Below are 20,110 nucleotides of genomic sequence, written 5' to 3'. Positions count from 1 at the left end.
CCCGCCGCAGGCGGATCGTGTCACGTCGCTCAGAGTCTGAGCAGCAGAAGCATCAGCAACGCAGCCGTTGAGACGGCGAGAATCGTTCGGATCAGGTTCCACTTGATCCAGCGGGCTTCGAAAAGCACGCGTGCCTCGCCGATTTCTGATTCGCCCAGCGAATCGAGATCCAGTTCCTGCAGCCTGTTGTTCAGTGGGACGTTGATCGCCGCCGTCGGCAGCTGCACACCGAGCAGATAGATAGCCGCAGCAGCCACGAGCAGGAGGCGGTCGATACCCTCCAGGTGCCAGGAGCCGAGCAGGAGGCCAACCAACAGACTCGCGACGGAACCGAGCCAGACCAGCATGAAGAAAGGCTGGTTGCGCTGAATCACGTGGTCCATCGCTTGAAACGCCCGCAGGAAGTCGCGGTCACTCAAACGCCTGATCCCCGGCATGATGACCGAAGCGAAAGCAAATACGAATCCGGCCACCAATGTACAAAGCAATGTCGAAAGTACCAGTGCGGTGTCGAACAAGCCCATAGGATCACTCCTCCCTCAAAAAACCGGATTCGAAAGCGATAGCCTCGTGTCAGATCCTGCTCGCCGATTCAGCCGGGCAGCGAAACAACACCGAGTTGTGCCAACAACGAAAGCTGATCGATGACCTCCCATTCCTCGACGATCCGACCACCTTCCAGCCGGCTGAACAAGGTGCCATTGATCTTCACTCGCTTGCCGGTGGCTTCGACGCCCATCAGGGTACCGGCGTGAGTGCCGGTGAGGGTGAAAGCGATCGCCACCCGATCACCGGCTGCAACGAGGTCGTCGACGCCGATGTGCAGATCCGGGAGTGCCGAGCGGTAGGCTTCGAGCACGGCGCGGATCGCCTCGACACCGTGGAGTTCCTGGCCAGGCGCACGGTAGACGTAGTCGGGGTGAAGCAGGTCGGTGAGCACTGAGTAATCGCCTTCGTTGATCACGCGGTCGATGAATCGATGCATCAGTGCCTCGTGGCTCACGGAGCGGGGCGCAATGGACCGCGTGATACAAGGAGCGGGGCCGGTGGCTTGCATGGGACTTCCCTCATCGGTCGGTTGGCGTGAGAAAAGCTTAGGCGTGACATCCAAGATCTTGAATGCCTAAATGTCGCCAAAGATATGCAGATCGTCTACGCTGTGGATGTTGGGCGAATCCAGCCGCGCCGAGGTCGTCGATGGCCAAACCGAGTCCCGTACTGCCGGAATCCGCAGATCCGCTGGGCGAAACCCTGCATATGCTGCGCCTGACCGGCACGCTCTACTGCCGGGGAGAGTTCACGGCGCCGTTCTCGATCGAAATCCCGAATCTCGAGGGCGTCATGACGTTTCTGGTGGTCACCTCGGGTCGCTGCTGGCTGCAGGTCGCGGACGCAGAGCCACGGCTGCTCAATCAAGGGAACCTGGCACTGATCCCGCACGGCGTGCCACACATCGTCAGCAGTGACCCACGCCTGCGGCCGGAACCGCTGTTTGACCTGCCGGTCGAGAAGATCAGCGAGCGCTACGAGCACATGCGACATGGCGGCGGTGGCGAACTCACCCAGACCATGTATGGCGTGATTCGCTTCGATGACATCGCGGCGCAGCATCTGTTGCGACTGCTGCCGCAGGCCATTCACATCGACGGCTGGCACGACGATGCCGGCGGCTGGCTGCAAAGCACGCTGCGCTTCATCGCGAGTGAGGCCGCCTCGTTGAAACCGGGCGGTGAAACCGTCATTACGCGCCTGGCCGACGTGGTGGTGATCCAGGCGATACGCTCCTGGCTGGAGCATTCGCCGGAGGCCGATCAGGGTTGGTTGGGCGCACTGCGTGATCGCCAGATCGGACGGGCACTCGCTTTGATTCACAAGGACCCAGCGAACGACTGGGGCGTGGCGACGCTCGCCGATGCGGTAGCCATGTCGCGATCGGCGTTTTCCGCGCGGTTCACCCAGTTGGTAGGGGTGTCGCCCGGCAGATACCTGACCGAGTGGCGCATGCAGGTGGCCAGGATCCGACTGTTAGATTCGACCAGGCCCGTGGCGGAGATCGCCGAAGAACTCGGCTACCAATCCGAAGCGGCGTTCTGCCGCGCCTTCAAGCGAACGTTCGAAGCTTCACCGGGCCATGTTCGCCGGAGTGGTCACAAAGACGCGGCAACCGGTGTGCGGTGACTGTCATTTGAGCAATCTCGGCTCCGCGAACGTAATCTTGGTCTTCTGGGTGCACAAGGCGGGCAACACCATCGTCGCGACAGGCGTGACGCGCTCATTTTCATCGAAGAGGCGTGAGGTGGGCTGATCAGTTGGCAATTCTATTGATGCGAGATTGACGCTTTACAATAGGTTGCGATGCCCATTCCAAGCATACCGATAAAGAACAGTCCTGGGCGCGAGCCCATGGTTGCGCATCTCGCGCGGTCTAGGCAAAGAACCAAGAGATTCGACCTACCGCTGCAAAAAGTACCGGCGACGGTCGTACAATCGTTGTCACTTGTGAATCGACTCCGATGCTTACATCTGCATCCTCGCGAGGCTCCGTAGGAATGGACGAGTATGTGCCATACATTGCGCTGCTGGTCGTCGCTCTTGGATTGGGCGGGCCAGCAATCTGGGTAGTTCTTCGTGGCGGGGACGCAACCACCGCAAGACAAGAAGGTCCTGGCAAGGATTCACAGTGAAAAATGGCGTCGCAGGCTGCCACAAAGTTGTTGGAGCTTTCTGGCACTCGAGGGACGGCGCGGTGACGCGCGCAATGGCGCACTTGTGGCTCGAAGCTTATATCTGAATATCAACAGGTTGGAGAATGGCATTGAGTGCCAATACTAACCTCTGGGATGGATGATAAGAGCTGGTGAAGGGCAACAAACATTTGGTCGAACGCCCCGCGCACATAGGCAACAAATCGGTTTGGTGCACGTGGGAGAAGAGCGTGCGTCGCCTCTATTTTCCCAGCGGTTGAGCGCGCCGAATGTTGTGCATGCCGTTGCGTCCTTCGTGGGTCGTGTTTCACTTCCTCATGCCCTGCATTGGCAAAGCTGGCAAGTGGATGTCATTGACATACTCGGCACCGATATCGAAGCACCAGTCCGATACCGCTCGGACCGCTGTGCAGTTCGATCGTACCGCCGCTGCGCGTGGCGGCTTCGGAGGCGATAGATAAACCCAGGCCGCTGCCGATCCCGCGACTGCCGGGCAGGCGGTAGAAGGCGTCGAATACCCGCTCGCGTTGATCGTGCGGAATGCCAGGACCCTGATCGATTACCTCGACAAGGCCGTGTTCGCCGTCACGCGTCACACGCACTGTAACCTCACTGCCCGGCGACGTGTACTTGAAGGCATTATCGAGTGCATTGACCAGGACCAACCGAACCGATTCGGGCGGGGCGCACAGCGCGAAGGACTCGATTTCGTCCAGACCCAGATCGATCTGCCTGGCTTCGGTGTGAGGTTGGAATTCAGCCAACAGCTCGCGTACCAGAACTGGCAAATCTGTCGTAGCTGCTCGATCGCTATCGGTCTGGCTGCGAGCCAGATCCAAGAGTTGGGTCGTCAACTGGCGTGCACGTTCAACGCCTGCTCGCAACGGAGCTATCCGAGCTCGCAGTTCCTCGTAACTCCCCGCTTGGTCGAGGTTCTGCAGCTGTAGCGAGAGCGCCGCCAGCGGACTACGAAGCTCGTGTGAGGCGTCGGCAATGAAACGACGTTGTTGTGTGATCAGTTGCGCAGTGCGTTTCAACAGGCGGTTGATTGCCTGGATGAACGGCACGATCTCGGCAGGGACCCCGGTATGCTCGATACCCTGCGGGTTGTCCGGAGACTGAGCGTCGACGTGTTGCGCAAGCCGATTGATTGGATTGAATTCCCGGGCCAACAGGCGCGCACTCATCCATAGTAGCAGCGGGACCAGCAACATCGACGGGACCAAGGTGCGTAGTGCGCTATTGATCGCGAGCTCATCGCGGGCCTCGGTCGGTTGGGTAGCAATGATCCGTGTGTCGCCGTCGCGGCGCACGAATACCCGCACAGTGCCGTCATTGCTGTCCAGCGTGTGAAATCCCGATCCGATGTTGGGGGTCACCCAATCCGGCACGGTGGTCGCCGGCAGGTGATACAGCCGCACACGCGATTCGGGATCACTGGACGCCGCCACCACAGTCGCCGCGACCGATTCCGTACCACGACTGCCAATAACCGCGATCTGGCGGAGCGTTTCGTCCTGGAACTCGCTGGCTTCCAGGTAGGCCAACACGAATGAAGCCATCGCAGCGACCACCCCTGCGACCAATATCGCAGCCGCGAGCATGCGGGCAAGACGTTGTTGTAGGGAGTGGCTCATATCGGACTGTCCACCATCCAGCCCGCGCCGCGTATATTGCGGATTACCGAGCTGCCCAGCTTTTTGCGTACTGCATGGATCAGGAAGTCGATCGCATTGCTCTCGACTTCTTCGTTCCAGCCGTAGATCCGTTCCTCCAGCTCTGTGCGTCCGAGGATGTTGCCCGGACGCAGCAACAGGGCATGCAACAGGGCAAACTCCCGCGCACTGAGTTGGACCTTGGCCAGGTCGCTGGACGCGGTTCGGGTCGCTGGATCCAAGCTGACCCTACCGTTGCTCAGGACTGCGTCGGCATGTCCACCTTGGCGGCGGATCACCGCACGCAGCCGCGCAAGCAGTTCAGGGATGTCGAACGGTTTGACCAGGTAGTCGTCGGCACCTGAGTCCAGACCTCGGACACGGTCATCAAGTCCGTCGCGTGCAGTGATCACGATCACCGGGATGCGCCGGCCTGCTCTGCGCAAGCGTTGCAGGACATCCAACCCATCACGCCCCGGTAGGCCCAGATCCAGCAGTACGGCCTGGTGCTCGTCGATGGCCAGCGAATGCGACGCGGCCGTCCCGTTGCGAACCCAGTCGACCGCATAGGCGGCGTCCTTCAACGCAATGGCGACGGCCTCGCCAATCATCGGATCGTCTTCGACAAGGAGGATGCGCATGGTAGTTGTCCTGGCTTCCGCGGTTTCCTCAGTGATGCGACCTGGCCGGCTGCTGGCGGAACAACACCATGAGTACAGCGATGCCGACCAACAATACCAGGGTGGCACCGAATCGGCTCAACCCCAGGCCGCCCGCACTCAAAGGCTTGTCGAGGAAGTCGCCGACTACTGCGCCCAGAGGCCGGGTCAGGATGAATGCGGCCCAGAACAGTAGGGTACGCGAGACTCGGGTCCGGTAGTAGGCCAGCGCCGTCAGTGCCAGCCCGCCCGCGAATATCAGGGCCGCGCCCTCGTAGCCACGCCCGGCGGTGTCCGCAGTCCAATCGCCAAGGGCCGTTCCCAAGGTCTGTGAGAACAGGATGGTCACCCAATAGAACAATTCCGAGGCCGGACTGGACACGCTGTCGACTGAGATCGAACCCAGGGTTCTTTTCCAGGTCATCAGCGAGGCCATCAGCAGCGTCAGCAGCAGCACCGAGCCGCCTGTGTAGCCGATACCCAGCGAGCGGTCCGCAAAGTCCGCCATGGTCGTACCGACCGTGGTCGTCGCGATCATCGTTGCCCAGTAGATCACCGGTTTGAACTGTCGCGCCTTCACCTGCGCGATCACGGCCGCCACGAACAGGGCCGCGAAGATACCAGTGCTCATCAGGTAGCCCAAGTTCAACGACATTGATAGGGTGTCCCCGCCGGTCTCGCCCAGGGTGGTCGCGAGTACCTTCACTACCCAGAATGCCAGGGTTAACTGCGGCACTTTGACCGCTAGTTCCTGCGCGTTTGTTACTTCTTTCATGCGGATTCCCTCATCTCGGTGACGTCCTTGCGGGTGAAGGTCAGATAAAGTACCAGTGTGACGATGGTGATCAGAAAGGCCGCGTTGACCCACATATTGTCCATGCCTAAACCTCCATCGGCGGGCGGTTGGATCAACAGGTCGCCACAAGCCGCACCTAGCGGACGGGTCAGCACATAGGCCATCCAGAATGCCGGAACCGCGCGCAGTACAAGCCAGTAATGGGCGAGTGTCACCAGCACGATCAGACCGCCAAACAGGATGGCGGCGGCGATAAAGCCCATGTTCAGGCCCTCGGCGACCCAATCCCCAGCCGCGGTGCCTAGCGCAAAGGTGAATAGGATCGCTGCCCAGTAGTACAGCTCGCGGCGGCGGGTGAAGATGGAATGGATGGACAGCGTGCGTTCGCTGCGGTGCCAGAGCAGGAAGGTTAGTCCCAGCGCGAGCGAGAAACCCAGCGTCGTGGCCTCCAGTGGGACGCCGAAGTTGTCCGTCAGGTTGTCGGTAATCAGGGTGCCGACCACGCTGATCAGGACCACCGTCGACCAGTATCGCCACGGGATGTATCGCTCGGCTTTGACCTGCGCGATCAGCAGACCCAGCAATAGGCCGGTCATCACGACCGAGGTACCGGTCAGACCGAGGTGTAGATTGAAGTTGAGATAGTCTGCCGCGGTCTCGCCGACGGTGGTGGAGAAGACCTTGATGATCCAGAAGAACAGTGTGACTTCCGGTACCTTGTTCAGCAGCGGTTGCATTTCGTCACGGAGTGCGATTGGCATAGGGAGCCTCTTGGATTTGAAGTCGGGGAGAACCGGGACCTCTGTGGGTCCCGGTTCCGCTCAGTCGGCTTTTTCGTGATCGATGCGGTCATCGTCGTCGCCCAGACCATCGAAGCGATCGAGGACGGCCGAGAGGACCTCGCCGTTTGAGGCGTCGACGGTCACGTCCATCACGGTCTGGCCGTTTACCACCTCGACCTGGAAAAGTCCTTTGCCGGGCTCGCGTTCGAATTCGGCGCGCGAGGCCCTACCGCCAACGTCGTGCTCCGCAGCGGCGATCGCCTGAGCGAGACTGACCTTCGCTTCGGAAATGCCCAGCGCGTCGTTCTGTTCCGCCACAAGGGCATAGGCGGCGCCAACAGTGGCACCGATCAGCAGGGCCGCGGCAATGGCGAATTGGGTTTTACGGTTCATCTGCGTGTCTCCTTCTTTGAGTGCATCGATTGATGGATGCCGAAGGTAGAGCAGCAGAATTAGCTGAGAATTAGCGGGGGCGCGGAGGCTACAAGCCGTTGCCAATGCAGTGACGAGGAGGCAGTTGCCAGGTCTTCGCCGTGGAAGGGCACTTCACACCGCGAGGTCGTGGGGAAAGCGTCCAGCGACTGTCATGAACGACCTCGGCGTTCGGCGGGACATTTGCCACCAATAAACTGGCGCCACGGCGCGTCGCTAATGATTGTCTACAATCTCACGCCTAGGTCGTACCCGCCCCGGCGGTCACTCGTACTACCGAAGCGGATTTCAAGACGAGAATTAGGTCGAACGACCGCTTGCGACCCAGAGCAGACGGGTAAGAATCTTCACCCGACGGCTTCTAGCGCGAAAGTGCCCACTGGACCGGGGTTAGCCCAGTAGGGCTTCCTCCTTAGGCTGAATTCATAGACCGGAAGTGTCTACCGTGCCCGGGGCCGCCCAACACGAGATGCGCTACCGTGATGGACATTTCCGGGACGGAAAGCGCAGTGACACAGTTAAACCGGGTGCACTACCCTCGAGCGAAAGCCCAGCCGCATGGAGTCGTGCGACAGCATTCACGAGACTTAAACCGAGCCCATTACCAGTGGTGCTGCGTGCCGCATCTAGGCGCGTGTAACGTTGCAGAACATATTGCCTCTTGTCTTCGGGAATGCCGGGGCCGTTGTCGGAAACGGCAAGAGCGATCTCGTTACCATCACGCCAAACGCGCAATTCCACCCTGGCCCCTGCGCCCGCATGTTTGTGAGCATTTTCGATCAGGTTGCTAATCACCTGCGCCAACAACTGTCGGTTGCCATATACGCAGAGTCCAGCGTCGATTGCGAGAGACAGCGCTTGACCATGCTCCGCGAGAAAATCCGCATACATCTCTCCCAATTCGGTTGCCAATGCCGATATATCCAATGGGCCCAATTCTCCGCGGAAATGTCCGGCTTCCGCCTGCGCAATCTCCAGTAGTGCATTGAAGGTCTTCAATACGTCTTCGATGTCTTTTTGCGTCTGTTCGAGCGATTCTCGATACGCCATCGAATCGCGCGGTTCGCGCAATACGAAATCGAGCCGACTTCGGATACGGGTCAATGGCCGTCGCAAATCGTGCGCCACATTGTCCGTAACCTGACGCATACCGTGGATCAGGCGATTGATATGATCCAGCATCGCATTGAGCTTGTTCGCGAGTTCGTCGAATTCGTCACCCGCACCAGTAATGGGAATTCGTTTGTCGAGGCATCCATCAAGGATTCTTCCAGCCGTCACGTTAACCTGGTCTACACGCGCCAACAGCTGACGACCCAATCTCCAACCCAGCAAGAGGGTCAAGGCAATGATAGTTGTCAACGTCGAAATCAAAATGCCGACGATGAAATCCTGGAGTTCTTCCGCGCTCTTTACGCTTTGAACAATCAGAAGGCGGCTACCGTCGTCGAAGATCGTGGCAACACTGGGCCAATAGCCGTCGTGGTCTTCCGGCGCATTTGGAATGAAGTCGTCTTCGACCCAGATGTTGGTGACTTGGCCATCCGTTTGCGCGTTTGCAGGCCACCCTTTCAGGTCACCGGCAATTCGATTGCCGGAACTGTCGATATACAAAGTGAATCGATGATTGTCGGCGGCGGCGTCCGAGTCACTGACATCCAGCGTCTTCTTGATTCCTGCAGCGCCATCTGCATCGTACTTTTTCTGCAAGGCCGTCAGGTGTTGCTGAAGGCCAGCCCGAATCTGAACGTCAACATACCGGCTGGTGGTCCAGTAGAGGACAGCTAGCCCGCCACCTGCAATCAGAATATAAAACAGGGTATAGCGCAGTGAGAGGCGAATCGCACTGGTGCGCAGCAGTCGGTTCATTTTCGTGCGATGAATTGCTCTCCACCCCAGCATCAACATCAAGCCCGCAATGCTTGCCAAGAAGATGTCGAAGAAAATCTCCTGCCGGTCCTCAGCGCTCTGTACCCTTTGAACCATCACAAGCTGGCTGCCATCAACGAAGGTCGTACCAATGCTGAGCCAGTCGCCGTCGTGATCCTCCAGCACGTAAGGTAGAATATCGAAGTCAAACTGGATGTTTTCGACCTGATTGTCTGCGCGCGCACCTGCTGGCCATTCTTTGAGATCGCCCGCAACTCGTTTCCCAAATTCATCGACGTATATTAGGAATCTGTCACGGTCCGTATTCGCCGTTGATTCTCTGGCGTCGAGCAATGCCTCGATGCCTTCTTTGCCTTTGGCATTGTATGTTTCCAGAAATGACGCAAGGTCGTGCCGAAGCTTGGTCTTCTCCTGGGCATCAAAGAAAAAGCTGTAGGCCCAGTACACGACAGCCAGTCCGCCGCCGGCAATCAAGAGGTAGAGCAACGCATGCTGCAACGAGCCGCGTGTTCCGTTCGACCGTGATCGGCTATTCATTTCCGCTGAGCCGGTAGCCGCGACCACGGACGGTGTGCAGTAACGGTGGAGAAAAAGATCTGTCGATCTTGGCGCGAAGTCGTGAAATCTGCGTGTCGATGACGTTGGTTTGCGGGTCGAAATGGAAATCCCAGACGTTTTCGAGAAGCATGTTGCGCGTCACGATCTGGTCTCTGTGGCGCATCAGATACTCGAGCAGCTGCAACTCTTTGGGTTGCAGACGGATCAATTGCCCGGCTCGAGTGACCCGGTGGGTGGTCAGGTCGAGTTCAAGGTCAAGGATCTTCAAACGGGTTGCGGGTTCCGAGCCGTTTTGCCTACGGGTGAGCGCCTCCAATCGAGCGATCAGTTCATCGAAGGCATAAGGTTTGACGAGATAGTCGTCACCACCGGCACGCAGACCTTCTACTCGATCATCGACCTCGCCGAGCGCACTCAGGATCAGAGCCGGTGTGCCATTGCCATCCGCGCGCAGCATGCGAACGATCGAAAGCCCGTCACGCTTGGGCAGCATACGGTCAACAATAACGACGTCGTATTCACCCGCAATCGCGAGATGCAGGCCGTCGTCACCATCGATCGCATGGTCAACCACATGTCCGTTGGCCTGCAGACCCTTGATCAGCCAAGCGGCGGCTTCACGGTCGTCTTCGATAATCAGAAGATGCATCTGGATATTCTAGGTGATTGTCGGTAGCTGCCACAGCTGCAATACACGAATCTGCGGCCGGCCGGCGTCTTGATAGGAGCTGGATCAGTTGGATCTTGTCGCGTGCAACGATGGCCACCGGGGCTGCCTCTGCGCGACGTCGATCATGCCATGGGCAGAGTGGATCGGGATGCGGGTGGGCTGAAGTGAGGCGGACTTTCCTCCGCGCCGTTCAGCCTTGCCGAGGCGGCTTGAGCACGATGCCTGCCTACGCGGGGCACTGTCGGTTATCGGGCCGGTCGGCCGGGTCAGTCGTGAACCTCACACCTGTCCTCATCGTCGTCATCATCCCAGAACTGCCAGTGGCGTTGATCTCGGCCGGGCTCGCACGCGCGGCCACGGTCATCAGCGCCCAAGTCATCTCCAGTCTCCGCAGCCAACAGGCGCCCGTTGCCGGCGTCGAGCTTGAGTTGAATCCTTCGGCCATCGGCGCCCCATTCGGACACCTCCCACATCAGGAAGCCGTTTTCCTCGTCGAGCTGAACTGCCATAACCCTACCTGGGACCGCCATGGTGGCGATCCGAATTGCATCGGCGGCGTCGAGCTTCACGGTGTCCAGTATCGTCTGCGTACAGCCGCTGTCGGCTCCGATTGATCCGCCCTGAACATCGGTCGGTAGTTGTGCAATCGTGACGGCTTCGGTGACCTGGATGCCGGCAGGCAGTGTGGCGCGATCACTCCTAAGGTCGACGGCAAGTGCATCGAAACCACTAGTTGCCAATAAGCTGCCGATAGCCATCGTGGCCGTTCGAAGCGCGTTCATGGGTTTTTCCTGACGTCGAGCGTTCAAATGTCTGCATTCGGTGGGTTGAGTATCCAATTGCCCACCTTGCTCAAGGTTCGCTTGCAAGTTACCAGTTGGAAAGGTTGCACGCAGGCAAGATGACTGCTTGGCGAATGGGAGAAGCAGGATTGCGGAGTCGTTGCTGCTTTCGACGTCGAGACTGGGGTGCTATCGGGAGATTGAGACCAGATCACGATACTGCACAGCAATTGACGTCACGCCGATGACGACGAGCGGGTAAACGAGTGTGGGCATCGGCGGATTGCTCTGGTTATCATAAAGCAGCGTCAGCATCGCGATCAGCATTGTCGCCACAATGACCAGGTGTACTGTCGGCTGTAAACCCACGCGCCATTTCCGGGTCAATGCCACGGCGGCGGCCGCGAGCAACAATCCGCTGAATGCGCCGGCGATGATGTCTTGCGGCCAATGTACCCCGAGTGCGACCCGGCTGATTCCAACGAGCGTTGCGGCGGCCAGCAAAGGCAGGCGAGCCCGCCATCGGTTGCCGAATGCGAACAGTACTCCCGCGAACAAGAATGCCGACAGAGTATGTCCAGAAGGAAAGCTACCGTGTTTCAGAACGCGCCCGACGACTCGAATCTCGTCTGGAGGCAATACAGCCGGCGGTCGCGGAACGTCGAATAGGATCTTCGCGCCGCGGGTGTAAAGACCGGCGATCACCACGCCCACGATCAGTGCCCAAAATATCTCGGGGCGTCGCCGAACGAAGGGCAGGCTAAAGACGATCAATACCCGTCCGTCACCGAACCAAGTAATCAACTTCCAGATCTCATCCGGCCATGCGGCTTGACTCAACCGGTGAAGCGTTTCGAATCCGCCGTGATAACCCCCCGTCGCGATCGCCAAACCAAAGGCAAGAACGACGAATGCCATGGACAGCCAGAGCAATTCGGCGATCTCTTTGCGATCGCGTCTGGAGAGCCGATCAATTGCGGCTTGCGTGGTTTTGTGCAGCGGTTGCAAGGAAAGGGAGATCTGCATGGTTGCCTTCGCCTGCAAGGCGCACTCCGAAATAAATGCTCCGCGCGCAATTTCGTGCTGACTCGGTCCGGACGCACGATTCCGAGCCCACAATCGGATGTGCCACATTCGCATTGTGACTGGACGGCGTGGCGGAGGGGTGAAAGCGGCAATTGTCGCCGCACTCGTGAAACCCGATGCCGTTCCCTCCAAAGTCGCATCAATCGGAGGATGAGTTTAACGACGACGGCGTTACAACGCGGCCAGGCGAACATTACCATTTGGCAAGGTTGAGCTCGGAAGGCGATCAGCGATTCCCGTCCGCCCAGGGGCGGTAGGTTGGGGCATGCGCGATGTCTCGCGCTCGCTAATCGCGTCGTCGCACCTGGCAAGTCTCTCATGCTGTGAAACGACGCGACCGGGCCCTGGTGTGCAAGCGAAATGCGAGCGGTCGAATCTGCACTGATATGTTGCGCAAACAGGAATCGCGGGCTGTGGCTATGTGAAGTTCACGCAATCCATGCCAGCGGATCTTCATCCGGGGAGGGCTTTTCTCCCAAGCGTTCGATAAACAACCGATGCCAGATTGCGAACTGTGTCAGTCCCATGATTTCGCGGGTGGCGTGACGGCCGCGCCTTTGATCGTCGATGAGACGTTTAACCCCGTCGACATTGAACCATTCGCCGATAGCGCGATTGGCAATCAGTTTGCCAGCGAGTTGCTCCAGGAAGGGACCGCGCAGCCATTCACCAACCGGCACGTTGAAGCCACGTTTTTTGCGATACAGATGATCGCTGGGCAGATGGCGTTCCGCCCAGCGCTTCAGGAACCACTTCCCCTGGTGGGGCTGCACCTTGAGGTCATCCGGCAGGGAAAGACCGAATTCGACGATCCGATGGTCCAGGAACGGCACTCGACCCTCCAGGGCGAAGCCCATCAACATGCGATCGGCTTTGACCAGCAGGTTGTCCGGCAGCGCGGTGGTCATGTCGGTGTACTGGCTGCGCTGGACGTCGCTCCAGTCGGACGGCGTCTCCTTCCAGGCGCTGACAAACGGCATACGAACCGACTGGCGTGCCCTCGCGAGCCCAGGGCCGAGAGCATCGCGAGCATAGCGTCGGTGCCATTGTCCGTGCGTGCGGAATCCGCCGGAGCCGGGGGCGAGAGTGCGGTTCAGCAGGCGTTCGAGCGGCGACTTGCGATAGCGCCCATAGCCGGCGAACACCTCGTCGCCACCTTCACCCGTGAAAACCATTTTGACCTCCCGGCTGGCCTGCTCGGCAAGAATCGAGGTCGGCAGGCACGCGTAGTCGCGCATCAACTCGTCATTGGCCCAAACCATGTGCGGGATGCGCCGGAGGATCTGCCTGTCTTCGAGTTCGAGCACGGTGTGCTCGGTCGCAAATAGGTTTGCGATCCTGCTCGCGTCCTCGAGTTCGCCGACGAAGCGCGTTCCCCGATAGCCAACCGAGAATGTGCGGATCGGGCGGTCCTGGTATTTGTGAATCATTGCGGCCAACACGCCTGAGTCCACGCCGCCCGACAGGAACAGTCCGAACGGTACGTCGGCGCGCAGATGCTCTGTCATCACCCGCTCTATGATGCCGTCGAATTCCTCCGCGGCCTCTTCGAAGCGACGGTTTCTCGGTCTGGCGTCGAGCGGTGACCAGTAGCGCCAGCGTTCGATATGGAGGTTGCTGTCGATGGCCATGGCTTCGCCGGGCAGCAGGCGCTGGATGCCATGCACCAGGGTGCGCCTCCCGGTGCTGAATTGAAACTCGAGGTATTGAATGAACGCGTCGGCGTCGAGTGCTGGCGCATGATCGAGAAAGGGCAGGATCGCCTTGATCTCGGATGCAAACACGACACAATTGGGGAGTTGCGCGAAGTATAGGGGTTTGATGCCCAGACGGTCGCGCGCGAGGATGACCTGACGTTTCGATTTGTCGTGCAATGCCAGGGCGAACATGCCGTTCAGATGCTGCAGGAACCCGCGGCCATAGACAGCGTAGGCGTGCAGGATGGTTTCTGAATCAGAGCGGGTCTCGAATGTGCGCCCTTTCGCCTTGAGGTCCCGCGCCAACTCGACGTGGTTGTAGATTTCGCCGTTCGCAACCAACGCCAATGTGTTCCCGTCATCGTGCATCGGCTGGTGGCCGCCTTCGAGGTCGATGATCGCGAGCCGCGTGTGCACCAATCCGATGTTCTCATCGACATGAATCCCTGCGTCGTCAGGCCCGCGGTGATGAAGGATTCTGGCCATTTTCCAGAGTCGGGCGACATCAGGGCCAGGGCCATCGCAGACGAATCCGGCAATTCCACACATGATTGCTACACCTCAGCCCGCGACCAGTGATGGCATTTTCCAGTTGCCGGTTAAGGGACCAGCGGCTGGTGCACGACTTGGCCGCGGTATCGTCAGGCAACCGACGGACGTCGCTGATTTACGTCGTGCGCCGATGCCCGGTTTCGGGAAGTGGGAATGCTTCGAACGGGTCATCCAGGATCTCCGGTGGCGTTCAATCGGGGCGATTGACCAAGTCGATCCAGGATAGGAGAGAGCAGATTGCGGGAACCTTGCGACCAGCTTACCGAATGGCAAGGTTACGGTTCATGGAGAAGGCGGCCCACTTAGTGGGCGAGTGCCGGATGCATTCGGAACGCCGTGACGGCCCTGGTATCAGGGCCGGTAGGCTCTCCGCTTACAGCCGATTATCGATAGGTGCCGGGAGACTCACGAAAGGCGTCGTTCGAGGCCCATACGGCGAGGTCCGATATGATTTGCCCCCGTTTCCGGTGCTTTGGCGTAGGGTCTCCATCAACAACCTGCCAACGCCACAAGGTGTCCGGGCGTGAACACCTTGAGGGGCAAAAGGGCTGATTCGGATATGACCGCTTCAGTCGTGTGGGCGGCAGCACGGGGATCAATCGTCAGAGGTCCTGCGCGACGTTGATGCCGAGATCGTAGACTAGATGACCACCAAACCAGGCGGTTGCCAGCAAGACTGAGAGTAGGCCGAATCCGGCGATCAGGAGAAGGACGGAAATGAGCCGGGAGTTGTCGCTACGCAAGTATAAGATTGACTCGACGGCGGCCAGTCCGGCAAGCGCGATGGCACTGAGCATTCCCAGGTGCTCATGGTCTTCCATCGCTGCCTCGGGGACTCCTGCGGCCAGCGCCTGGTCGAATGCCATGTCACCAAAAATCGCGGCAAGGATTGCCGCGACGGCGGTCACTGCCAGAATCCCCATCCCCATCCGTGCGCTGCAGTTTCGTCCGAATAGTCCGCCTTCCGTCGCCAGCGATATCGCCTGTGCCGTGACCGCCAACGGCAACAGGGCCAGCGGAAAATGCACCAACATCGGGTGAATATGAGCGATGTCCAACATGAACGCTACCTTCAAACAGTCGATAGGGCGACTATTCTGCGCGCCTTGCCTTAACACGATCTGAAGGAAGGGGGCGGGCAGAATCGCGCTGGGCGACGGTAGCCGAATGGGCGCCGTGTGCCGTGCCCACTGCCCGAGCGCTGGCGGAAAGATGCAGTGCGAATGCGCTACCGGCTAGGAGCATCCAGAAGAATCGCCAGTCGTGGTTGGTGGCTCGGTGGTCGGCCAGGACCCACGCTGCGGTGCAGACGCCGGCGACCAACAGCAGGGGATAAAGACAGGCACATCCATCGCGAACGGAGGAAAGGTGCGTGGCCCTGCGGCTGCGGATTGCGCCAACCACCAGCGCGATCAACAGCAAAAGGAACAGCAGCGTCCCCACGGCGCCGAACTGGAAAAGGAGCTCAAGGTAAGTGTTGTGGAAATGCGCCAACCAGAGGTTGCCGACGCGCAGTTGCGGCAGGCCGCTGGCCGGAATCAGCAGGTGGCTGGTCCCCGCCCCCCAGCCGAACCAGGGACGTTGTTGCCATGATTCGAGCGCGAATTGCCAGCCATGTAGCCGGACGGCGATCGAACCGCGTGCGTCCTCGCTGAACTGGCCTTCGATTATCTGTTCGATCACCGGCACCTCGGCATTCATGCGATCTCTCAGGTCGTCGAGGTTTACCACCAAGAGCGAGAACAGTACGAGCCCAGCCAACAGGCCCATCTGCCAGTTGCGGAGGGCGTGCTCACGCTGAGACAGGAACACATAGCGAAGCGCCAACAGGATCAGACCCGCCGCAAAGCAAAGCCAGGCTGTGCGTGAGTACGACAGGATCAACAGTTCCACCAGCACGGCGACGAGCGTCAAATAGCCAAAGACGGCCAGCCACCGCCTCGGCCCGGCGCGCCATCGGCGCAGCAACGGCGAGCGGCAAGTCAGCAGGCCGAGCACGGCGACACCCGCATACAGGCCCATCGCAAGCGGCTGCAGATACGCCGTGAACTGGCGGTGCAGGAAACCTTGGTCGAGGACGGGCCAGTTGATTTTGTGCAGGAAGCCGAGGGCCAGGCCGACGGCCGCAATGAACAGGATGCGCCCGATCTCCTGCGGTCGTGAGCTGAGCCACCATGCGAAGGGGATGAAGAACAAAAGTTTGATCCAGTCGCCCGCGCTGCGCAGCACCATGCTGGCATAGTCCGAATCGGGTGCGTGCAGGTACCAGAACAGCGAGTGGATTGTCACGAAGGCGGCGAACAGCAGTCCGAGCAGGACGACGGGCTCGGTGAGTAGGGGGCACAGCGACCGGCCCTGCCAGAAGAAAGCCAGGGTGAATAGCACGATGCCCACATTCGCCGCCGCAGCGCTTGGTGCGGCCGCCAACGCGAAAAGGTAGATGCCGAGCATCGCGACACGTTCCGCGGTACTAACGACTATTTCCGTTGTCGATGATTCTGAGCGGGTGGTGTGTCGCATTCAGGGTGGCATCTACTGAGTTCGAGGGTGGCGAGCAACGGTTCGGCGAGTTGACCGGCCGCTTAGTCGACCACTAGGCTATCGCCCAAGGCCGATCAAGACACGTGCGCGTTTCCATCACTGGACGAATTTTCAATGCTTGGCTGGATCTTAAATCGCGAATCGGCCCTTGTCATAGGTCTTACTGACTGATGACAACAGTATCCGAGCAATCTTCCGCGCGCGCGGTCAGTTTTGTCATTACCAGCTGTGGCCGGCCCGACCTGCTGAAGACGACGGTCGATAGCTTTCTGGCGCTCAACAGCTATCCGATTGCCCGCTACATCTTGGTCGAAGATGCAGCTGACGAGGCCATGGCACGGTTCGTCCGGCGTCGCTTCGGCAATATCTTCGATATCGTTCTCGTGAACGACCCCAAACTCGGGCAGATTGGCAGCATCGAGCGCGCCTATGCGGAGGTCGATACCCCCTACGTGTTCCACTGTGAGGACGACTGGAAGTTTATGCGTGGTGGATTCATAGAGCGATCGTTCGATCTGCTTGATTTCGATTCGCGCATCGTCAATGTCTGGCTGCGTGGCCTGCATGAGACCAGCGGACATCCGGTCGAACCGCAAGGCAGGACGTCGCCGACTGGTATTCCGTATCATCGCCTCGTGTTGGACCAGATGGGCAGTTGCCAGGGGTTCACATTCAATCCAACACTGAAGCGCATGTCGGACTTTGCCCGGGTCGGTTCGCTGACCGAACTGGGCAGCGAGGCGGCAGTCGCGCAGCACTTTCGTGACCTCGGTTATTTCGCCGTCACGCTCGACGAGGTCTATGTGGAGCACATTGGAGGTGGGCGGCACATCGGGTTGCCGGGGGATCGTCGTTATCTCCGGGTCATGAAACACGGTCTGCGCAACTTCGTCCGCAGACACATGCACCTGCGCCGACGGTGACGCGGCTCATGGATGGCGCTGCACCAGTCGCCTCAGCCGATCGCCAAGCCAGGCGATGACGCCTTCGGGCAAGGCCGTAAACCAGACGACGAAGTGCTTGATCTCCCGAAACTGGCGCAGCGGGCCGATTCCGCTGTGCAGGGAATAGCGGATATACCGTATCGAGTTGCGCCGCAGCTGACGGGCGTCGGCATAAGCATCGTGCAGTGTGATTTCTTCGAGAAAGGCGAGGCGCATGCCACGCGGGTTGCGCGCGCGAAAGTGGCGGATATTCGCGGTGATCCCGTCGGCTTCACGGCGTCCGAGCACCAGCGGCAGGTTGACGAAGCGCGTCTGGTAGCGATGCGCCATGCGTCGGAAGATCAGGTTATCGCGCACGTGGCGTTCGCCCGGGATGATCGGATACGGAAATTCTCGCAGGACGCTGGTGCGGGTCGCCTCGCGCTTGTCTCCGTGGATATGCCCAAGCGCATGGATGGCCAGGTAGTCAGAATCCACGCGGTCGAGCGGATAGGGCGTTCCGGAGATGCTGCCATCCTCCTCGATCAATAAACCCGCGATCCCGGATAGTTCCGCCTGCCGGTCCGCAGGCACCGATGCCCACTCCGCCAAGATCGCGTCGAGCGCCCCAGGGATAAGCGAATCATCAGAGTCGAGATTGATGAAGAAGTAGCCTTCGGCGACCGCCAGCGCGTGGTTGTGGGCACTCGCCTTGCCGCCGTTGGGCTGGTGAACGTAACGCAGTGGATACGGAACGCGCCCCTGCCACCCGCGTACCACGTCAGGAGTGTCGTCGGTCGATCCATCATCCACCACCACGACCTCGAGGTCTTGGCAACTGGATTCCGCGACGCTCTGCAACGCGCGCGGCAGACAATACGCCCGATTATAGGTGGGAACAAATATTGTGAACATTGGCCCGTCATGGATGTCACCGCCTGAGCCTTCTGCAGTGCGCGGCGATCTCTCCGCGGTACGGGGATCCGGTGGGCCCAACGGGTACGTCATGGCTTGGCCACCGGTTTTGCCCGGAGTGCCTTGTGGGGTAGGCCGAACGCATCGAGATACGCGTTTGTGGCTGCTTCGATCTCGTACGGGCGCGCAGCGTTCTGGAGAAATTCGCGTGCCGGCGGTGCGTCCAGGGTCGCCAGCATCGCGCGCGCCAGTGCGGCATCGTCGTCCACTGCAACGAGTTCACCGTAGCTTCCATTCGCGAGTATCTCGCGCGGGCCGCTTGGGCAGTCGGTTGCGACTACCGGGGTACCCACGGCCAGCGCCTCGATGATCACGAATCCCAGGCCCTCCCAGCGGGAAGTGAAGGCGAACAGATTGGCATGGGCCATCCAGGCGTAAGGCGCGCGGACGAAACCGGGCAGCGCAAAATCCTCTGAAACCCCGAGCTCGCCGGCCAACGCGAGCAAGCGGTCTCGCGCATTGCCGCGACCAAGGATCATCAGGCGGCATGGCCGCGTCGCACGTACTCGGGCAAAGGCCTTTAGCAGCACGTCGAAGCCCTTGCGGGCACACAGTTCCCCGACACTAAGGATCAACGGCCTCTGTGGATCACCGAACCAGGGATGATCGGGTGGGTGCTGGCGGTTCTCGAACAGCGTTTCCGGGACGACCGGGGACGGTACGACGCTAATGAGCTGCCGGTCGAGCCCCGTGTAACAGGCCATGTCGTCGGCCACGCCGGCGCTGGTCACGATGACACGGTCGGCGAGCGGGTACAGCCGACCCATGGAATTGCGTTGCACCCAGCGTTCGAGCGCCCCGCGGGTCGCGAGGTCGATCGATATCGTCGTCCCTGAGGACAGTATCAGGCGCGTGTTTTGCCGCGACAGTAAACGAGCTAACAGCGCTGTCCGGTTGACCCGATCCTTGTCGGCGAGCAGCACTGCCGGCTGGGTGCGACGCAGATAACGCACCACGGCTCCAAGGCTGCCGTACGTATGGCGAGACCCGAGGTCGACGATTGCGACACCGGGGGGACACTCACCGTGTTCACAATCGAGGTGCGGCCCATGACGGCGAACCTTTAGCAGGTCTACGTCGTAACCCCTTCGCGCCAGGGCTGGAATCAGATGCCGGGCTGCACGATCTACACCGCTGTGGCCGGATGTGGAAAAGAAGCACGCAATTCGGTTTGGATCGTACATCGACCTTCGAAGTGGGGGCCTTGCCGACCCAACGGGAAACAGAGTCCATCCTATCCGTTTGCTGCACACCATACCTTGTCGCGGCGAATCGCCCGGGATCACGAACGCGTCCCATCTCTTGATCGATGGCGCCATCTTCGGTCCAGGCGCAAGCGTGTGGCACTAAAGATACCGACGTATCACTGTCAGCAGGTGAGCGCTGAGGGGCCATTCTTTTGCCAGC

General features: G+C 59.9%; 18 protein-coding genes. 2 read left to right on the top strand and 16 right to left on the bottom strand.

The window, feature by feature from the left end:
* Window positions 1-29: 29 nt before the first annotated feature.
* Together H6955_18665 and H6955_18660 are read right to left on the bottom strand one after the other, a co-directional pair.
* Window positions 30-524, bottom strand: a complete 495-nt coding sequence (locus H6955_18665) for a DUF1772 domain-containing protein (GenBank protein ID MCP5315589.1) — start codon at window positions 522-524, stop codon at window positions 30-32.
* Between the two features lie 68 nt (window positions 525-592).
* Window positions 593-985, bottom strand: coding sequence for an ester cyclase (locus tag H6955_18660; GenBank protein ID MCP5315588.1), 393 nt, complete (start codon window positions 983-985; stop codon window positions 593-595).
* Between the two features lie 212 nt (window positions 986-1,197).
* Here H6955_18660 and H6955_18655 point away from each other — a divergent pair, with 212 nt between their 5' ends.
* The gene (locus H6955_18655; protein MCP5315587.1) at window positions 1,198-2,178 is read left to right on the top strand and encodes an AraC family transcriptional regulator; all 981 of its coding nucleotides are present in this window, start codon (window positions 1,198-1,200) and stop codon (window positions 2,176-2,178) included.
* An 877-nt stretch (window positions 2,179-3,055) separates the two neighbouring features.
* Here H6955_18655 and H6955_18650 read toward each other — a convergent pair.
* The 12 genes from H6955_18650 to H6955_18595 form a co-directional block, all read right to left on the bottom strand.
* The gene (locus H6955_18650) at window positions 3,056-4,342 is read right to left on the bottom strand and encodes a two-component sensor histidine kinase (protein MCP5315586.1); all 1,287 of its coding nucleotides are present in this window, start codon (window positions 4,340-4,342) and stop codon (window positions 3,056-3,058) included.
* On the bottom strand, window positions 4,339-5,001 hold the full coding sequence (locus H6955_18645; protein ID MCP5315585.1) for a response regulator transcription factor: 663 nt from the start codon (window positions 4,999-5,001) through the stop codon (window positions 4,339-4,341). Before H6955_18645 ends, H6955_18650 begins: the two co-directional genes overlap by 4 nt.
* Before the next feature lie 28 nt (window positions 5,002-5,029).
* On the bottom strand, window positions 5,030-5,794 hold the full coding sequence (locus tag H6955_18640; protein MCP5315584.1) for a hypothetical protein: 765 nt from the start codon (window positions 5,792-5,794) through the stop codon (window positions 5,030-5,032).
* Window positions 5,791-6,576: a hypothetical protein gene (locus H6955_18635; GenBank protein MCP5315583.1), complete on the bottom strand. Its 786-nt coding sequence runs from the start codon at window positions 6,574-6,576 to the stop codon at window positions 5,791-5,793. The genes H6955_18640 and H6955_18635 overlap by 4 nt, the downstream gene beginning before the upstream one ends.
* Window positions 6,577-6,636: 60 nt before the next feature.
* Window positions 6,637-6,990, bottom strand: a complete 354-nt coding sequence (locus H6955_18630; GenBank protein ID MCP5315582.1) for a PepSY domain-containing protein — start codon at window positions 6,988-6,990, stop codon at window positions 6,637-6,639.
* A 513-nt stretch (window positions 6,991-7,503) separates the two neighbouring features.
* Complete coding sequence (locus H6955_18625) at window positions 7,504-9,405, bottom strand: HAMP domain-containing histidine kinase (protein ID MCP5315581.1); 1,902 nt, start codon at window positions 9,403-9,405, stop codon at window positions 7,504-7,506.
* Between the two features lie 43 nt (window positions 9,406-9,448).
* Complete coding sequence (locus tag H6955_18620) at window positions 9,449-10,126, bottom strand: response regulator transcription factor (GenBank protein MCP5315580.1); 678 nt, start codon at window positions 10,124-10,126, stop codon at window positions 9,449-9,451.
* Window positions 10,127-10,413: 287 nt separating this feature from the next.
* Window positions 10,414-10,929 carry a hypothetical protein gene (locus H6955_18615; GenBank protein ID MCP5315579.1) on the bottom strand — a complete coding sequence of 172 codons (516 nt, stop codon included), beginning with the start codon at window positions 10,927-10,929 and terminating at the stop codon, window positions 10,414-10,416.
* A 189-nt stretch (window positions 10,930-11,118) separates the two neighbouring features.
* Window positions 11,119-11,955 (bottom strand): phosphatase PAP2 family protein, encoded by an 837-nt coding sequence (locus H6955_18610; protein MCP5315578.1) that lies wholly within the window; start codon window positions 11,953-11,955, stop codon window positions 11,119-11,121.
* 488 nt (window positions 11,956-12,443) lie between these two features.
* The gene (asnB, locus tag H6955_18605) at window positions 12,444-14,261 is read right to left on the bottom strand and encodes an asparagine synthase (glutamine-hydrolyzing) (GenBank protein ID MCP5315577.1); all 1,818 of its coding nucleotides are present in this window, start codon (window positions 14,259-14,261) and stop codon (window positions 12,444-12,446) included.
* Window positions 14,262-14,866: 605 nt separating this feature from the next.
* The gene (locus H6955_18600; protein MCP5315576.1) at window positions 14,867-15,325 is read right to left on the bottom strand and encodes a DUF2231 domain-containing protein; all 459 of its coding nucleotides are present in this window, start codon (window positions 15,323-15,325) and stop codon (window positions 14,867-14,869) included.
* A 31-nt stretch (window positions 15,326-15,356) separates the two neighbouring features.
* Window positions 15,357-16,715, bottom strand: coding sequence for an O-antigen ligase family protein (locus H6955_18595; GenBank protein MCP5315575.1), 1,359 nt, complete (start codon window positions 16,713-16,715; stop codon window positions 15,357-15,359).
* A gap of 260 nt (window positions 16,716-16,975) precedes the next feature.
* Here H6955_18595 and H6955_18590 point away from each other — a divergent pair, with 260 nt between their 5' ends.
* Window positions 16,976-17,728, top strand: coding sequence for a glycosyl transferase (locus H6955_18590; protein ID MCP5315574.1), 753 nt, complete (start codon window positions 16,976-16,978; stop codon window positions 17,726-17,728).
* A 6-nt stretch (window positions 17,729-17,734) separates the two neighbouring features.
* Here H6955_18590 and H6955_18585 read toward each other — a convergent pair whose 3' ends face one another.
* Together H6955_18585 and H6955_18580 are read right to left on the bottom strand one after the other, a co-directional pair.
* Entirely contained in the window at window positions 17,735-18,724 is a 990-nt protein-coding gene (locus tag H6955_18585) for a glycosyltransferase family 2 protein (GenBank protein ID MCP5315573.1), read from the bottom strand.
* 8 nt (window positions 18,725-18,732) lie between these two features.
* The gene (locus tag H6955_18580) at window positions 18,733-19,887 is read right to left on the bottom strand and encodes a glycosyltransferase (protein MCP5315572.1); all 1,155 of its coding nucleotides are present in this window, start codon (window positions 19,885-19,887) and stop codon (window positions 18,733-18,735) included.
* Window positions 19,888-20,110: the final 223 nt, after the last annotated feature.

It is taken from the genome of Chromatiaceae bacterium (genome assembly GCA_024235395.1).
GTDB lineage: Bacteria > Pseudomonadota > Gammaproteobacteria > Chromatiales > Chromatiaceae > Thiosocius.
Note: the sequence above shows the minus strand (reverse complement) of the source record. Positions and strands in the feature narration are given on the sequence as shown.

Excerpts from the sequence above, each read along its gene's own strand:
- H6955_18665 (MCP5315589.1), bottom strand. The coding sequence starts at position 524 with ATGGGCTTGTTCGACACCGCACTGGTACTTTCGACATTGCTTTGTACA.
- H6955_18645 (MCP5315585.1), bottom strand. The coding sequence starts at position 5,001 with ATGCGCATCCTCCTTGTCGAAGACGATCCGATGATTGGCGAGGCCGTC.
- H6955_18635 (MCP5315583.1), bottom strand. The coding sequence starts at position 6,576 with ATGCCAATCGCACTCCGTGACGAAATGCAACCGCTGCTGAACAAGGTA.
- H6955_18590 (MCP5315574.1), top strand. The coding sequence starts at position 16,976 with ATGACAACAGTATCCGAGCAATCTTCCGCGCGCGCGGTCAGTTTTGTC.
- H6955_18595 (MCP5315575.1), bottom strand. The coding sequence starts at position 16,715 with ATGCTCGGCATCTACCTTTTCGCGTTGGCGGCCGCACCAAGCGCTGCG.
- H6955_18620 (MCP5315580.1), bottom strand. The coding sequence starts at position 10,126 with ATGCATCTTCTGATTATCGAAGACGACCGTGAAGCCGCCGCTTGGCTG.
- H6955_18600 (MCP5315576.1), bottom strand. The coding sequence starts at position 15,325 with ATGTTGGACATCGCTCATATTCACCCGATGTTGGTGCATTTTCCGCTG.
- H6955_18650 (MCP5315586.1), bottom strand. The coding sequence starts at position 4,342 with ATGAGCCACTCCCTACAACAACGTCTTGCCCGCATGCTCGCGGCTGCG.
- H6955_18640 (MCP5315584.1), bottom strand. The coding sequence starts at position 5,794 with ATGAAAGAAGTAACAAACGCGCAGGAACTAGCGGTCAAAGTGCCGCAG.
- H6955_18660 (MCP5315588.1), bottom strand. The coding sequence starts at position 985 with ATGCATCGATTCATCGACCGCGTGATCAACGAAGGCGATTACTCAGTG.
- H6955_18580 (MCP5315572.1), bottom strand. The coding sequence starts at position 19,887 with ATGTACGATCCAAACCGAATTGCGTGCTTCTTTTCCACATCCGGCCAC.
- asnB (MCP5315577.1), bottom strand. The coding sequence starts at position 14,261 with ATGTGTGGAATTGCCGGATTCGTCTGCGATGGCCCTGGCCCTGATGTC.
- H6955_18610 (MCP5315578.1), bottom strand. The coding sequence starts at position 11,955 with ATGCAGATCTCCCTTTCCTTGCAACCGCTGCACAAAACCACGCAAGCC.
- H6955_18630 (MCP5315582.1), bottom strand. The coding sequence starts at position 6,990 with ATGAACCGTAAAACCCAATTCGCCATTGCCGCGGCCCTGCTGATCGGT.
- H6955_18655 (MCP5315587.1), top strand. The coding sequence starts at position 1,198 with ATGGCCAAACCGAGTCCCGTACTGCCGGAATCCGCAGATCCGCTGGGC.
- H6955_18615 (MCP5315579.1), bottom strand. The coding sequence starts at position 10,929 with ATGAACGCGCTTCGAACGGCCACGATGGCTATCGGCAGCTTATTGGCA.